This is a genomic window from Pseudomonas sp. LS2P72 (genome assembly GCF_054897865.1).
Map to the genome: position 1 here is coordinate 3,059,154 of NZ_CM142708.1, position 14,677 is coordinate 3,073,830.

Consider the following 14,677-nt stretch of genomic DNA (forward strand, 5'->3'; position numbering starts at 1 on the left):
AATGTGGAAGCAAGCTCGCTGCCACATTTGACCTTTGTCGCTGTGTAGATCTTGATCAATACCGCTGATACTTCGAACCGAACTCGGCGCGGTTTTCCGCCACAACCACACCACCGCGCAGGGCGTTGCTTGGGCTGACCGATGCCACACGTTCGCGCAGTTCTTGCAGACGGTCGGCACCGCCTTCGGCCACGCGATTCTCGATCAGACGATCGGAACCGCCTTCCACCAGCAGTTGTTGAACCTGGCCAGGGGACGCCGCATTGCCGATGTGGGCCGACGCCAGGCTCGACAGGCCGAGACCACCAACCAGTGCCAGACCGAGTGCCAGGGACGAGACTTTCGAGAAGTTGATCATGGGGGATTCTCCGTGCGTTTAGTGTGAGTGGGTCGGTAGCGGCTGCTATCCGGTGATCACAGTTAAACGCTCGGGTGTATCGGTGATGTGTACTCGAACAAGCCGAAATCGGTGTCTGCGTATCTGTCGCGGGTTCTTATACATACGGATACAAAACCCTATGAAAAAGTCTCCTCAAGTTCTGCGGGGGGAGCGCTTCATGATTCTGCGCCGAGCATTTCCACCGGGTAGGAGAACACATAGCCTTCGTTGCGCACGGTTTTGATATAAGTCGATTCCCGTGAGTCATCCATCAATCGCTGGCGCAGACGGCTCACCAGCAAATCAATCGAGCGGTCGAACAGGTCGGCGTCGCGACCCTGGGTCAGGTTGAGCAGCTGGTCACGGCTGAGCACCCGTTGCGGGTGATCGAGGAACACCCGCAGCAGACGGTATTCGGCGCCACTGAGGGCCACCATCGTGCCGTCTTCGTCGAGCAAGTGCCGGGCGGTGGTGTCCAGGCGCCAGCGGCCGAAGCCCAGCAGGCGGCCGCTTTCGGTGATCAGCAGGTTGGGCGGCAGCATTCGGGTGCGGCGCAACACGGCATTGATCCGCGCCAGCAGTTCGCGGGCGGCGAAGGGTTTGGTCAGGTAGTCGTCGGCACCCATTTCCAGGCCGAGGATGCGATCGGTTTCGTCGTTGCGTGCGGTGAGCATCAGGATCGGCGTGGCTTTGTGCTTGCCCGAGCGCAATTCGCGGCACAGCAGCAGGCCGTCATCGCCGGGCATCATGATGTCCAGCACGATCAGGTCCACCTGATTGGTTTCCAGAAAGCTGCGCATCTGCCGGCCATCGGCGACGACGGTGGTGCGCAGGCCGTTCTTCTTCAAGTAATTGCCGACCAGCTCGCGAATCTCCCGGTCGTCGTCGACGATCAGGATGTGGTTCACATGTTCCATCGCTCAAGCCTCTTGTTGTTCGCTGTGTATCGCACTGTATCGGATGCTCCCGCAGACACCTTACGCCTTATTAATTCCGGTTTTACGACACATGGCAGATACCTCGCGAAGATCAAATGGGTCCCATCGAGGCAAGACGACTTGCCTCACAACCACCGCCCATTGCAACCCTGAGGAAATCACCATGAACTGGAACACACTGATTGCCGCCAGCTTCTTCGCGGTCCTGAACGTTGCAGCATTTTCGGCCCATGCCGATGTTCAAGCGCCGTCGCAGACAACTTCTCACGGCACCCACCTGGATATCAAGAAAGTGGTTTCGGTCGTCGACAATGGCGGCGGCAATTGCGGCATTGTCGATGCCCGCCTGACCTACCTCGATTCCAGCGGCACGCAGAAAGTCCTCGATTACAGCAAATTCGCAGAGTGCGGCAATCAGGGCGGCTGATCGTTCCACTACGCTTATCGCTGTCGAAACCGATGAACGCGCAGCCTGCTCACCAACCCGTGATGGCTGACTCACGTCGTCCAGAACACCAGGTCAATGACTTCCAGGGAAATCGCCATGAAGATGAATGTGTTGAGCAAAAAAAACGACTCACGTCGTCGTTTCTTTGGCCCATCGGTCCTCGCTTTCGCGCTGATGCACTTAGGTGCTCTTGGTGCTGCTAATGCGCAAGCCGCGACGCCAGAGCCTGTGGTGGCCAGCACCGGCACCCTCAACGCGAACTCGTTCGGCCCGCTGAAGCATGTCAACGCCGGGTTGCTGAATGTGGCTTACGCCGAAGTCGGTCCCGCCGATGGTCCGGTGGTGATTCTTCTGCATGGTTGGCCCTACGACATTCACAGCTATAGCGAAGTGGCGCCCTTGTTGGCGGCCAAGGGTTACCGGGTGCTGATACCGTATGCACGGGGCTATGGCGACACACATTTCCTGTCCGACAAGACTGTTCGCAACGGCCAGCCTGCCGCGCTGGCCAGTGACGTCATCGACTTTATGGATGCGCTCAAGATCAAGAAGGCCGTGCTCGGTGGCTACGACTGGGGCGCGCGCTCGGCGGGCATCGTTTCGGCGCTCTGGCCGGAACGGGTGGAGGCACTGGTCTCGGTGAGCGGCTACCTCATCGGCAATCAGGCCGCCGGCAAGAATCCGTTGCCGCCCAAGGCCGAGCTGCAATGGTGGTACCAGTTCTACTTTGCTACCGAACGCGGCCAGGCCGGTTACGAAAAAAATCGCCACGACTTCGCCAAGTTGATCTGGGAGCTGGCCTCCCCGAAATGGACGTTCGACGACGCGACTTTCGACCGCAGCGCGGTGGCCCTGGACAACCCCGATCATGTGGCTATTACGATCTTCAACTACCGCTGGCGGTTGGGAATGATTCAGGGCGAACCTCAATATGAAGCGCTGGAGCAGCGGCTGGCCAAGGCCCCGGTCATTACAGTGCCGACCATCACGATGGAAGGTGACGCCAATGGGGCGCCACATCCGGCTGCCGAAGATTATGCCAAGCGCTTCACCGGCAAATATGAGTACCGACTCATCAGCGGGGGCATCGGCCACAACTTGCCGCAGGAAGATCCGCAGGCCTTTGCCAAGGCGATCATTGATGCGGATCACCTATAAACCACTGTGGGAGCGAGCCTGCTCGCGAATGGCGGTGTGTTAGTCAACATCAGGTTGAATGACACACAGCTATCGCGAGCAGGCTCGCTCCCACAGGGTTGTTTGATGGTGCCTGTTACGCAACCACTTGATAACACGGCACATACGCCGCGCCACCCGGCAGTTTCATCCGGTGCTGGGCGACGAAGGCTTTGAGCAGTTGATCCAGCGGTTGCATCACCGCCGCATCGCCACGGATCTGGTACGGCCCGTGCTCTTCGATCAGGCGGATGCCCTTGTCCTTGACGTTGCCGGCGACGATGCCGGAGAACGCGCGACGCAGGTTGGCGGCCAGTTCGTGGGCCGGCAGGTTACGGCTCAGTTTCAGGTTGGCCATGTTTTCGTGAGTTGGATCGAACGGGCGCTGGAAGCCTTCGTCGATCTTCAGCAGCCAGTTGAAATGGAACGCGTCATTGCGCTCGCGGCGGAACTGTTTGACTGCCTTGAGGCCTTGAGTCATTTGACGCGCGACTTCGGCCGGGTCATCGATGATGATCTCGTAGTGTTGCTTGGCGGCTTCACCCAGTGTGGCGCCGACAAACGCATCCAGTTGTTCCAGATACGGTGCGGCATGTTTCGGTCCGGTGAGGACCACGGGGAAGGGCAGGCCTGCGTTGTCCGGGTGCATCAGGATGCCGAGCAGGTACAGGAACTCTTCGGCCGTGCCGGCGCCGCCCGGGAAAATGATGATGCCGTGGCCGACGCGGACGAAGGCTTCCAGACGTTTTTCGATGTCCGGCAGGATCACCAACTCGTTGACGATCGGGTTCGGCGCTTCGGCTGCGATGATGCCCGGCTCGGTCAATCCGAGGTAGCGGCCGCCCTGGATACGCTGCTTGGCGTGGGCGATGGTCGCGCCTTTCATCGGGCCTTTCATCACGCCCGGACCGCAACCGGTGCAGATGTCGAGGCTGCGCAGGCCCAGTTCGTGGCCGACTTTCTTGGTGTATTTGTATTCTTCGGTGTTGATCGAGTGGCCGCCCCAGCACACCACGATCTTCGGCTCGACGCCGGGGCGCAGGGTGCGGGCGTTGCGCAGCAGGTGGAACACGTAGTCGCTGATGCCCTGGGAGGTGCTCAGGTCGATGCGTTGGGCGTCGAGTTCGTTTTCGGTGTAGACGATGTCGCGCAGGGCGCTGAAGAGCATTTCCCGGGTGCTGGCGATCATTTCGCCATCGACGAAGGCGTCGGCCGGGGCGTTCAGCAGTTCCAGGCGTACGCCGCGGTCCTGCTGGTGAATGCGGATTTCGAAGTCCTTGTAGGCTTCGAGGATGGTTTTGGCGTTATCGACATGGGCGCCGGTATTGAGGATGGCCAGGGCGCACTGGCGGAACAAGGTGTAGGTGCTGCCGGATCCGGCTTCGCTCAGTTGCTGTACTTCACGTTGAGAAAGGGTTTCCAGGCTGCCTTTTGGGCTGACCGAGGCGTTGATTACTTGTCGTTGGGTCATTCAATGATCCTTAAAACGATGCCATTTCATACAGGCAAATGGCATCCGAATAGTATGTATCCATGAAAGAAGATGGCACGAACTGCGCTGTATCGCCATGTCCCCGTTTGACGATGAAAAGATGAAAAGGAGCCCCAGCATAGCTAAATCCCCTGCAGAGGCGATAATGCCCCGCAACCTTTTTACCCATGCCCTCAAGGAACCCCGTCGCGATGTTCGAAATCCAGCCGCAGAACCCCGAACGCTATCGAAGCCAGACGCGACGCAGCACGATAATCATAGCCTTGATTTTCCTAGCCCTGGCGATGGTGTTGTCCACCACGGCGGTGGCGCTGTTCGGTGAACCCGGCGGCGACAATCTGCGATTCAACGTCGGTGGCGTGTTTGTGGCGGTGCTGCTGATGGCCGCGCTGATGCGCGGCATGTTCTGGACCCAGCCTTGGATGGCCCCGGCGGTTTACGGCTGGCAGCTCAAACGCAGCCTGATGAGCATCACTAACGTCATGCATCAGGTGACGGCGGCGGTGGAGAAGGAGGATCCAACGGCCATGAAGCTGCTGCGTTTCTACCATCTGGGCTTGAGCCAGATGCACGAGCTGGACGGCAATTCCAGTGATCACAGCCAATTGACCCGCGAGGTGGATCAGCACAAGGCGCGGATGGAAGCGCTGGGCATCGAGACTGATCAGACGCAATTGAATCCCGCCTGGATCGAGGCCGTGAAACAGACGCCTCGGTAGGATCGCTGGTGCGGGCAGAAACCGCCCCGTTGGGTCTAATGCCGATCAGTTAAACAAACACTGAACTTTATTCCTGGCGAATCAATGGTGAGAATAATTCTCGCGCAAATCACCTATCGGGTGTTTGATGAGGCATAGTCGCCTCCCAGCAGGCGGCTCATACCCGCCAGGGGTTCATAAAAAGGGCGAGCGGGAAGATTCGCCCTGTGGTCAGGATTCAGGGAGCGTCATGGGTCATCCATCCGTTAACAATCGAATTGAACAATCCCGCCATGGCGTGCCTTGGGTCGCCGAGCAAGCCGTGGCCACACTCAAGGTACGCTCTGCGGTGATTCTGCTGGTCGCGGTGTGCCTGTCCATGACGGCTATCGTGATTTGGGAAGCCTGGAACTCGCGCCAGTACCATCTGCATGACAAAGAAGTGGCGATGTCCAACCTTGCCCAGACCCTGGCCTCACAAGCGCAAGCGTCGATCAAGCAAGCCGATACGTTGCTGTTGACCCTGGTGGATCGCCTGGAAAACGATGGCATCGACCAGGCCCGGATACCCCGGTTGGAGCGTTTGCTCAGTACCCAGCGCAGTGAGCTGAGCCAACTCCATGGGTTGTTTGTTTATGACGAAAAAGGGCGCTGGATTGCCAATTCCAACCACGCCGCCCTGCCCAATGCCAACAATTCCGACCGCGAATATTTCATTTTTCATCGTGATCATCCTGATCGCGGGCCTCATATTGGCCCGTCGATCAAGAGCCGCTCGAGCGGTGAATGGGTCATGACGGTTTCCCGCCGGATCAATCATCCGGATGGCAGCTTTGCCGGCGTGGCGCTGGCAAGCCTCTATCTCAGCCACTTCCTTACGCTCTACGACAGCATCGACATGGGCCATAACGGCGTGATCAACCTGATAGCCGATGACGCCACCATCGTCGTTCGCCGACCGTTCAAAGAAACTGAAATCGGCATCAACGTCGCCAAGGGACCGCTGTTTACGCAACTGTTGCCCAAGGGCAATTCAGGCACGGCGATGGTCCCGTCCTATGTGGATGGTGTCGAGCGGGTGGTCGGATTTCGCAGGGTCGACGGGTATCCGCTGATCATCTATGCGGCTCTGAATAAAGATGAAGTCCTGGCCGCCTGGCGTAAGGAGGTACTGCTGAGTGCCGGGATCGTCTCGTTATTCCTGGGGTTTCTGGGCGTCCTCGGTTATCGCCTCATCCGCCTCATGAAGCAGCAGAATCACGTGCAGGGCGTATTGCTGGATGCGCAGGAAAAACTCATCGAGGTCAATCGCAGCCTTGAGTTGCTGGCGCTGGAGGACGCACTGACCGGGCTGTCCAACCGGCGTCAGTTCGATTTGTTCATCCTCGCCGAAATGGGCCGCGCCAGGCGCAACCAGACCCACCTCGCGCTGCTGATGATTGATGTCGATCACTTCAAAAGCTTCAATGATCTTTACGGCCATGTGGCCGGTGATGAGTGTTTGCGCAACATCAGCACGATCATCAGGGACAACATCAAGCGCCCCGGCGACCTGGCTGCCCGCTATGGCGGCGAAGAGTTTGCGGTGGTACTGCCCGGGACCGACTACGTGGGGGCGTTTATGGTGGCGGAAAAAATCCGCCGCGCGGTTCAGCAGGCCGGCATCCAGCACAGTGGGGGGGGTGAAGGCACGGTGACGGTCAGCCTGGGGGTCGCCGCTTATGATCCGGCGGCACAAACCCAGCCCAACGACCTGGTGGGCGCCGCCGACAAGGCGCTCTACGTGGCCAAGGCCAGCGGTCGGAACATGAGCGTCATCGCTAACTGAATTCAAACAAACCGGTCACTTGAACGGACAGGATCAAAAGATCGCAGCCTGCGGCAGCTCCGGGAAACGCATATCCCAGTGGAGCTGCCGCAGGCTGCGATCTTTTGATCTGGGTTTCAGGTTGCCCGGCGTAATTTCCACAGCCGGATCAATCGAAGGTAGACCAGCACGTTGACCAACAGCACCACGCTGCCCAGTCCCAGCTGAATTGCCGGTGTCAGGCCCGCCGGATAAATGACCGGCCACACGTAATGTTCGATGAAACCGCCGCTATAACCGGTTTGCCCGGCCGCGTCGCGCATGAGGTTTTCCCACTCGGTCAGCGGGCAGATCAGGTGGAAGACCTCCACCGACACGCCCCACACAGCCGCAGGCAGGTGCCACCAGATCAGGGGGCGCCATTTGAGCACCAGCAACCCGCCGAACAGCACGAACAGAATGAACAACAGATGAAACAGGACCAGCCCGTCGGCGGCGATTCGGTAAAGCATGTCGACTCCCTGACGCGTTATGCGAATGGCTCCATGGTACTCGGGCGGGTTGCTGGCGCTCCATCGAATTGTTTGCGGTTCAGCGGTGCGGCACAAGTGCGCGGCACAAGTGCGCAAGATTGTTCAAGCCAGCGGCTGCAGTTGCTGGCACAGTCTGAGGTCTTTCTCTGGTTGAAGAGCGTTATGTCCAATTCACTCATGCCGCGAAGTGCCTTTCTTCGCGGCGCTGCGGCCATCATGCCGTTGTCCCTGGCCACCGCGCCCTGGGGATTGCTGGCCGGTTCCATGGCCATCGAGGCCAATCTCACGCCGCTGCAAGGTCAGGGGTTGTCGAGCATCGTGTTTGCCGGGGCGGCGCAACTGGTGGCGATCGGCATGCTCAAGGGCGGTGCCGGGATCTTTTCGATTCTGCTGACCACGCTGCTGCTGACGTCCCAGCATTTGCTCTACGGGATGAGCATGCGTTCGGTGATTTCGCCGTTGCCGGGTCGCTGGCGTGTGGGACTGGGTTTTTTGCTCACCGATGAGCTGTTTGCCCTGACCAGTGCGCATGACAAACAACAGTTCAACCGCTGGTACGCGTTGGGTGTCGGCCTGACGTTTTACATCGCCTGGAACCTCTTCACCCTGGCCGGCATCGTGCTCGGCAGCAGCATCCCGGGGCTGGAACATCTTGGACTGGACTTCTCCATCGCGGCGACTTTTATCGCTCTGATCACCCCGGTGGTGCGGAGCGTGCCGACCGTGGTGTGCGTGGCGGTGTCGCTGTTCTGCTCGGTGTTGTTCAGCTACTGGCAATGGGGCTCGGCGCTGGTGCTGTCGGGGTTGGCGGGCATGACCGCGGGCTTTATCTGCAACAAATTCTACGGTGGACGCACATGATGGTCTGGGCGGTGATTTTCGGCATGGGGCTATTGGTATTCCTTAACCGTTATGTATTTCTGGAGCCGCGGCTGCCCGTGCGCTTGAGCAGCAATGCGCGGCAGTTCCTGGGTTTTGCGGTGCCGGGCATGCTGACGGCGATCTGCGGGCCGATCGTGTTCATGCCGGACAAGCAGCTGAATCTGCAGTGGGACAACCCGTACCTGATCAGTTCGCTGGTGGCGGTGGGGCTGGTGCTTTACACCCGCAATACCTTGCTCAGCATGTTGTTGAGCATGGGGTTCTTCTTTTTGTTGCGTTGGTGGCTCTAAGTCGTTCCCGTCAAATTGCTCTACGCTTAAAGGGGACCCCTACAGGAAGAGAGGTGAGCATGGCTAATGATCCAAAGCGTCCATACCCGGATGAAGATGTGGATGACGAACCCACGGAAGAAGAGATTGAGCGGCAGAGGCGTTCGACGCCGCACTGGAAGCACCCCGACGACGGTAAAGAACTGTCAGACCGCGACCAGGAGCGTCCGCTGAAGCCTTGACCGATCTGCATATACAAAAAAGCCCCGGCTATCAAAGCGGGGCTTTTCATTGGGCGATTGTTTATGGCATTTCATCAATCAATGCTGCGCCTTGATTTCTTGAATTGCCCACCGCTTTGTCCACCTTGTACCACTCGAAAACCTCGCTGGCTTCGCCCTGCAACAGCGCCATCTGTTCCGCGCGATCTTTGGGGGTGGCTGGGTCAAGCCATTCCCGCGCAAGTGGCGCTGACAAGACCACGGGACGCCGGTCATGAATGTCGAGCATGCCGCCCGCGCTGTCGGCGGTGATGATCACAAAACCGTCGTCGACCCGCGGTTCACCACTCGCGCCGGGAAACTGTCCGATCGCCGCGCATAAAATCGGCGCCCGGTCCCGTCGACGAATGAGCCACGGTTGCCTCGTCGAATCCCCGGCATCAACCCATTCGAACCAGTTGTCGATCGGCACGATCGCGCGGTGCGGCCAGATCGCCCGGAAGAATGCGCCGTGGGCGACTTTTTCGATCCGCGCATTGATCGGTGCCGCCCGATCTTTCGCCCAGTGCGGCCGCCATCCCCAGCGCTGAAAATCGGCGTGCAGGCCGTTGCTTTCCAGATGCAGGAGGGCGAGTTGCGTGGTGGGCGCAGCGTTGTAACGGGCCAGCGGTTCATCACCGACGTGGTTGATCAACGCGTCGGGAATGCTCAATACCGCGACAAAATCGTGAATGCCACGGTACTGCGACAGGCGTCCACACATAGGTTGATACTCCGATCGAAGAACTCTGACTGAAACGCGCTGACTGGTGTTTTCAGCTTAGTTGCTTCGATCACAGGGGCGCGTCGGGGCAGAGAAATGTTCAATGGAAAACAGTCTGTTGAAACGCTGTTGCTGCGCAGACACTGTTTGTCGCGGGTCATTAGCTTATGCATAAATCGTATTTAATATGCTGCTTATAAGAGCGATATGGTCTATCGCAATAACCCTCAAGGAGCCCCCGATGAACCTGTCCCGATTCGTGCGCAGTCTGTTGACCAGCGCACTGTTCGCCGCACCACTGGCTTACGCCGCCGAGCCCGTCGTCCTGCACGTCGGCGATCAGAACTACTACAACGTTCGCGCTTCGGTGGAGGCGTCGGGCGTACTCAAAGATGCGCCGTATACCGTCGACTGGAAACACTTCCAGGCCGCCGCGCCACTGGCCGAAGCGCTGAATACGGGCGCACTGGATTTGGGTTTTCTTGGCGATTCGGGTTTTCTGTTCCTCGCCGCCAAGCAGGCACCGGTGAAACTGATCGGCGTGTCGCGGCAGAACCCCGACACCATCGCCTTGCTGGTGCCCAAGGATTCGCCAGTGAAAACCATCGCCGATCTGAAGGGTAAGAAAGTCGCTTACTGGCCCGGTGCCTGGAGCCAGCAACTGACCTTGCGCGCCCTGGAAAAAGCCGACTTGCCGGAAGACTACGTCGACTTCATCAAACTGATGCCGATCGATGCCGCCGCCGCGTTGCCTCAGGGCAGCATCGACGCGTTCCCGGTCTGGGAACCGTACATCTCGCAGCAGATTCTGTTCTCCGGCGCCCGGCCGATCCTCACCGCCAAGAACCTGATGCCCGGCCTGAGCGCCATCGCAGCCTCGACGCCGTCGATCGACAGCAAACGCGAAGCCATTGCCGATTTTCTGGTGCGCCTGAAAAAGGCCCGGGCCTGGGTCGACAACCACACCGACGAGTACGCCGATCTCTGGGCGAAGAAAGCCAACCTTGACCAGAACGTCTCGCGCCACTGGTTGCGCCAGGCCCACATGACCGTCGGCCCGGTGGATGCGCAGGCAGCAAAGGATCTGCAAAGCACGGCGGACTTCCTGTTCAAGGTAAAAGCGCTGCCGGCAGCGCTGGCGACTGCGCCGATTATCGACAACTCGTTTCAGCAGGCGTTTGCCCAGTAATCCACGATGCCGGGCAGCACTGGAACCAAACACTGTGTACCCTTATCCAACCTCGGCCCGCAGCGACCTGCGGGCCGATGAAGGATAAATGGGCAAAACATGAAACAGCTGTTCAAGGTTCTCTCTGCACTCATCATCGCCACAGGGCTGGTTGGGTGCATCGCTTCTCCCATTGAAATGACGCCGCAGACCGAACAGCGTCTGAGCGCGCAACCACCGATCCGTTTTCTGCTGACCTTCGACGACGGTCCCAGCGCCTCGAGTTTCTGGAATCCGACGATGACGGTGCTCGACAGTCTGGCCACAAACCCGGTGCAGCCGAACCTCAAAGCGGTGTTCTTCGTGCAGACCGGTGCGCCACGTGCCGGCAACAGCGACATCGGTCGCGAGGTCATGCGCCGTGAACACGCAGAAGGGCATATTCTGGGTTTCCACACGGCCACCCATGGGCACACCAATCATCGCTCCCTGAGTCCGCAAGAACTGGAGCAGTCGCTGAGCAAAGGCAGCGCCGACATCGCCGCGATCACCGGCGCGCCGCCGACCCTGGTGCGCCCGCCATTCTGGAACTATGACAAACGGGTCTTCGCCGCCTATCAGCAGCACGGCATGCACGTATTGCTCACCGACCTGAGCGCCAATGACGGCAAAATCTGGGGCTTCAACGCCAGCCCCCAGCGGCGGGCCCATTTCTTGCGCACAATGTCCGAAGTGCGCGAGCGCATCGCCCTCGGCGAGTTACCGGTGGTAGATGGGGTGATTCCGGTGGTGGTGACCTTCCACGATCTCAATCGCTACACAGCCGGGCATGCTCGCGAGTACCTGCAAATCCTCCTCGACAGTGCCCGCGCCACTGGGGTGAAACTGGCAGAGAAGCCGTTTTACGACGACACGGCAGCGCTGCAACGGGCCGCCATGGCGCGTACTGTTCGCGACAGTTCACAGCCGGTTAAGTTACCGGGGCTCTGGAATTGGATCTGGGGTGGGGATTTCTCACTAAAAAAATCGCCAAAGTGAGAAACAGCTAACATTTTTTTCACCATTGGCAGGCGCAGGATGGGAAAAGCGCATCTATGCTGTGAAAGTTGGATCCGATTAATGGCCACGGAGGCGTCAGTCATGGTTTCAGTTCCTGAGCTTTGCCGCATTGTTGAATCCGGTTTTCAACCGCGTTCCTGTGCCTGTACGGTGAATCCGGACGGAACGTTACGGATCAAAGTCTACGAACCCGCCTCCGGGCGAACTCTTTTGTTGATCACCAGAGTATCGCCAGCACGGCTGACCACCGTTCGCGATATCTCCAACCTGATTGGCGAGTTGCGCATCGAGATGCGCGCCGGTCGTCGGGCGTTTGCCGGCTGAAGCTGCTACGGATCGCGTTACAGCTGCAATTACTCCCGCGGCTGCAGTTCATCAATCATCTGCAAACAATGATTCAATCCCGGCGATACGTCGCCCACTCGCCTGCTGAGAATAATCGGCGAGGTTGCGTTGTCTTCCAGCAACGGCGTGAAACCGATGTCGTCGCGGTGCAGCAATTGCACCGAGGCCGGCACCAGGGTGACGCCGATTCCCGCTCCCACCAGGCCGATGGCTGTTTGCAGCTCATTGGTCCATTGCGCCACATGAATGCTCACGCCATAGGATTCGAACAACGCGATCACATGATCGGCGTAGCCTGGGCGCGGGTTGCCGGGGTACAGCACGAACGGTTCTTTTGCCAGTTCACGAAGGCTGATCGGCCCGGCCAGTAATGGGTGACCGGCGGGCAGGGCGGCGACCAGCCGATCTTCGGTCAACACAGTCTGGATGATCGCCGAGTCGTCGATGCGAATTCGCCCGAAACCGATATCGATGCGCCCGGCCTTGAGCGCCTGCACCTGTTGCAGCGTGGTCATTTCCGAAAGCCCCAATTCAAGCTCCAGGGGCTCGCCGCTGCGCAAACGGCGAATCAGTTCCGGCAGCACGCCGTAGAGCGTCGACGGGGCGAAACCGATGCCCAGCCAGGTCTTTTCGCCCAGGCCGATCCGTCGCGTGTTGTCGCACACCTTGCCCAGTTGCTCGAGAAGGGCGGTGGAGTGTTCATGGAAAAACCTCCCGGCGTCGGTCAGCTTCAGCGGCCGCCCGCGTTCCAGCAACAACACCCCGAGCTCGTCCTCCAGTTGCTGCATTTGCCGGCTCAGCGGTGGTTGGGCAATGTGCAGCAGTTCGGCGGCACGGGTGAAATTGAGGGTTTGAGCCAACACCTGAAAATACCGCAGGTGACGCAGTTCCATGGAGCCTCCAGACACAAGTCGGTTGCATACCTTAAAGGTATCAAGTCAGACCAATTCTATATTGGCTTCCCAAAAAAAGTCGTACCAGAATCGGTTCCAGAACTTTAAGAACCTGACGGGTATCGACATGCTTGCAACAGCCATTGAATCGATCGAGACGATCATCGTCGATCTGCCGACCATCCGCCCGCACAAGCTGGCGATGCACACCATGCAGAACCAGACCCTGGTGATCATTCGCGTGCGCTGCGCCGACGGCATTGAAGGTATTGGCGAATCCACCACCATCGGTGGCCTGGCCTACGGCAACGAAAGCCCTGACAGCATCAAGACCAACATCGACAAACACTTCGCGCCGCTGCTGCTGGGTCAGGACAGCGCCAACGTGAACGCCGCGATGTTGCGTCTGGAGCGCAGCATCCGTGGCAACACCTTTGCTAAATCAGGTATCGAAACCGCCTTGCTCGACGCTCAGGGCAAACGCCTTGGGCTTCCGGTCAGCGAACTGCTGGGCGGTCGTGTTCGCGATGCCCTGCCAGTGGCGTGGACCCTGGCCAGTGGCGACACCAACAAGGACATCGCCGAAGCGGAAAAAATGCTCGACCTGCGCCGCCATCGGATCTTCAAACTGAAAATCGGGGCTGGTGAGGTCAACCGCGACCTGGCCCACGTCATCGCGATCAAAAAAGCCCTGGGTGATCGCGCCAGCGTGCGGGTGGATGTCAATCAGGCCTGGGATGAAGCGGTCGCGTTGCGCGCCTGCCGGATCCTGGGAACCAACGGCATCGACCTGATCGAACAGCCGATTTCACGCAACAATCGCGCCGGCATGGCGCGCCTGAATGCCATGAGCCCGGCGCCGATCATGGCCGATGAATCCATCGAGTGCGTGGAAGATGCCTTCAATCTGGCACGGGAGGGCGCGGCCTCGGTGTTCGCTCTGAAAATCGCCAAGAACGGCGGCCCGCGCTCCGTGTTGCGAACCGCAGCGATTGCCGAAGCGGCCGGTATCGGCCTGTATGGCGGCACCATGCTCGAAGGCGGCATCGGCACCCTGGCCTCGGCCCATGCCTTTATCACGCTGAACAAGCTGGCGTGGGACACCGAGCTGTTTGGCCCATTGCTGCTGACCGAAGACATTCTCAGTGAGCCGCTGGTCTATCGCGATTTCGAGTTGCACGTGCCCAAAACACCCGGCCTTGGCCTGAGCCTCGATGAAGAACGTCTGGCGTTCTTCCGCCGTGACAAAACGTCTGCTGCCATTCATCACGCCTGAGGAGAGCATTATGCTGTTCCACGTAAAAATGACCGTGAACCTGCCGGTCGACATGAATCCCGAAGCAGCCGCGAAGCTGAAGGCTGACGAAAAAGCCCTGGCCCAGCGCCTGCAAGAGCAAGGTAAGTGGCGTCACCTGTGGCGCATCGCCGGGCACTATGCCAATTACAGCGTTTTCGACGTCGACAGCGTGCAGGAACTGCACGACCTGCTCATGCAATTGCCGCTGTTCCCGTACATGGCGATCGAGGTCGACGCGATGTGCCGGCATCCTTCGTCCATTCGCGAGGATGACCGCTGAACCCAGCCTGTTCAGTTCGCTACGCTAAT

General features: G+C 59.2%; 18 protein-coding genes. 12 read left to right on the plus strand and 6 right to left on the minus strand.

Features of this window, described 5'->3' with window-relative positions; all coding sequences use genetic code 11:
* Positions 1 to 55 precede the first annotated feature (55 nt).
* Complete coding sequence (locus ACYZUA_RS14110; protein ID WP_461963638.1) at positions 56 to 358, minus strand: phage infection protein; 303 nt, start codon at positions 356 to 358, stop codon at positions 56 to 58.
* A gap of 197 nt (positions 359 to 555) precedes the next feature.
* The gene (locus ACYZUA_RS14115) at positions 556 to 1,296 is read right to left on the minus strand and encodes a response regulator (protein WP_461963640.1); all 741 of its coding nucleotides are present in this window, start codon (positions 1,294 to 1,296) and stop codon (positions 556 to 558) included.
* Positions 1,297 to 1,480: 184 nt separating this feature from the next.
* Here ACYZUA_RS14115 and ACYZUA_RS14120 point away from each other — a divergent pair, with 184 nt between their 5' ends.
* Positions 1,481 to 1,744, plus strand: coding sequence for a DUF2790 domain-containing protein (locus ACYZUA_RS14120; RefSeq protein ID WP_223432184.1), 264 nt, complete (start codon positions 1,481 to 1,483; stop codon positions 1,742 to 1,744).
* A 117-nt stretch (positions 1,745 to 1,861) separates the two neighbouring features.
* The gene (locus ACYZUA_RS14125) at positions 1,862 to 2,923 is read left to right on the plus strand and encodes an alpha/beta fold hydrolase (RefSeq protein WP_461963643.1); all 1,062 of its coding nucleotides are present in this window, start codon (positions 1,862 to 1,864) and stop codon (positions 2,921 to 2,923) included.
* Positions 2,924 to 3,038: 115 nt separating this feature from the next.
* Here ACYZUA_RS14125 and ppnN read toward each other — a convergent pair whose 3' ends face one another.
* Positions 3,039 to 4,412, minus strand: a complete 1,374-nt coding sequence (gene ppnN / locus ACYZUA_RS14130) for a nucleotide 5'-monophosphate nucleosidase PpnN (protein WP_461963645.1) — start codon at positions 4,410 to 4,412, stop codon at positions 3,039 to 3,041.
* Between the two features lie 212 nt (positions 4,413 to 4,624).
* Here ppnN and ACYZUA_RS14135 point away from each other — a divergent pair, with 212 nt between their 5' ends.
* Both ACYZUA_RS14135 and ACYZUA_RS14140 read left to right on the plus strand, forming a co-directional pair.
* Positions 4,625 to 5,152, plus strand: a complete 528-nt coding sequence (locus tag ACYZUA_RS14135) for a DUF3087 domain-containing protein (protein ID WP_461963647.1) — start codon at positions 4,625 to 4,627, stop codon at positions 5,150 to 5,152.
* A gap of 229 nt (positions 5,153 to 5,381) precedes the next feature.
* Positions 5,382 to 6,959, plus strand: a complete 1,578-nt coding sequence (locus ACYZUA_RS14140; protein ID WP_461963649.1) for a sensor domain-containing diguanylate cyclase — start codon at positions 5,382 to 5,384, stop codon at positions 6,957 to 6,959.
* Positions 6,960 to 7,075: 116 nt separating this feature from the next.
* Here ACYZUA_RS14140 and ACYZUA_RS14145 read toward each other — a convergent pair whose 3' ends face one another.
* The gene (locus ACYZUA_RS14145) at positions 7,076 to 7,450 is read right to left on the minus strand and encodes a DUF2784 domain-containing protein (RefSeq protein ID WP_461963651.1); all 375 of its coding nucleotides are present in this window, start codon (positions 7,448 to 7,450) and stop codon (positions 7,076 to 7,078) included.
* A 183-nt stretch (positions 7,451 to 7,633) separates the two neighbouring features.
* On the opposite strand from ACYZUA_RS14145, the gene ACYZUA_RS14150 reads away from it, so the two are divergent.
* The 3 genes from ACYZUA_RS14150 to ACYZUA_RS14160 are packed head-to-tail and all read left to right on the plus strand — an operon-like array spanning position 7,634 to position 8,864.
* Positions 7,634 to 8,332: an AzlC family ABC transporter permease gene (locus tag ACYZUA_RS14150; RefSeq protein WP_461963653.1), complete on the plus strand. Its 699-nt coding sequence runs from the start codon at positions 7,634 to 7,636 to the stop codon at positions 8,330 to 8,332.
* Entirely contained in the window at positions 8,332 to 8,643 is a 312-nt protein-coding gene (locus ACYZUA_RS14155; RefSeq protein WP_165353329.1) for an AzlD domain-containing protein, read from the plus strand. Before ACYZUA_RS14150 ends, ACYZUA_RS14155 begins: the two co-directional genes overlap by 1 nt.
* 59 nt (positions 8,644 to 8,702) lie before the next feature.
* Positions 8,703 to 8,864 (plus strand): hypothetical protein, encoded by a 162-nt coding sequence (locus ACYZUA_RS14160; RefSeq protein ID WP_461963655.1) that lies wholly within the window; start codon positions 8,703 to 8,705, stop codon positions 8,862 to 8,864.
* Between the two features lie 61 nt (positions 8,865 to 8,925).
* On the opposite strand, the gene ACYZUA_RS14165 is transcribed toward ACYZUA_RS14160, so the two are convergent.
* Positions 8,926 to 9,606, minus strand: a complete 681-nt coding sequence (locus ACYZUA_RS14165) for an SOS response-associated peptidase (protein WP_461963657.1) — start codon at positions 9,604 to 9,606, stop codon at positions 8,926 to 8,928.
* Between the two features lie 241 nt (positions 9,607 to 9,847).
* Here ACYZUA_RS14165 and ACYZUA_RS14170 point away from each other — a divergent pair, with 241 nt between their 5' ends.
* The 3 genes from ACYZUA_RS14170 to ACYZUA_RS14180 all read left to right on the plus strand — a co-directional run bounded on the left by ACYZUA_RS14170 (position 9,848) and on the right by ACYZUA_RS14180 (position 12,157).
* Complete coding sequence (locus tag ACYZUA_RS14170) at positions 9,848 to 10,795, plus strand: ABC transporter substrate-binding protein (protein ID WP_461963659.1); 948 nt, start codon at positions 9,848 to 9,850, stop codon at positions 10,793 to 10,795.
* A 99-nt stretch (positions 10,796 to 10,894) separates the two neighbouring features.
* Complete coding sequence (locus ACYZUA_RS14175) at positions 10,895 to 11,812, plus strand: polysaccharide deacetylase family protein (protein ID WP_461963661.1); 918 nt, start codon at positions 10,895 to 10,897, stop codon at positions 11,810 to 11,812.
* A gap of 102 nt (positions 11,813 to 11,914) precedes the next feature.
* Positions 11,915 to 12,157 carry a DUF1652 domain-containing protein gene (locus ACYZUA_RS14180; RefSeq protein ID WP_461963663.1) on the plus strand — a complete coding sequence of 81 codons (243 nt, stop codon included), beginning with the start codon at positions 11,915 to 11,917 and terminating at the stop codon, positions 12,155 to 12,157.
* Between the two features lie 29 nt (positions 12,158 to 12,186).
* On the opposite strand, the gene ACYZUA_RS14185 is transcribed toward ACYZUA_RS14180, so the two are convergent.
* On the minus strand, positions 12,187 to 13,071 hold the full coding sequence (locus ACYZUA_RS14185; RefSeq protein WP_461963665.1) for a LysR family transcriptional regulator: 885 nt from the start codon (positions 13,069 to 13,071) through the stop codon (positions 12,187 to 12,189).
* Between the two features lie 127 nt (positions 13,072 to 13,198).
* On the opposite strand from ACYZUA_RS14185, the gene ACYZUA_RS14190 reads away from it, so the two are divergent.
* Together ACYZUA_RS14190 and catC are read left to right on the plus strand one after the other, a co-directional pair.
* Complete coding sequence (locus tag ACYZUA_RS14190) at positions 13,199 to 14,347, plus strand: muconate cycloisomerase family protein (RefSeq protein WP_461963667.1); 1,149 nt, start codon at positions 13,199 to 13,201, stop codon at positions 14,345 to 14,347.
* A 10-nt stretch (positions 14,348 to 14,357) separates the two neighbouring features.
* Positions 14,358 to 14,648, plus strand: a complete 291-nt coding sequence (gene catC / locus ACYZUA_RS14195) for a muconolactone Delta-isomerase (RefSeq protein WP_046047438.1) — start codon at positions 14,358 to 14,360, stop codon at positions 14,646 to 14,648.
* The last annotated feature ends 29 nt before the right edge of the window (positions 14,649 to 14,677 follow it).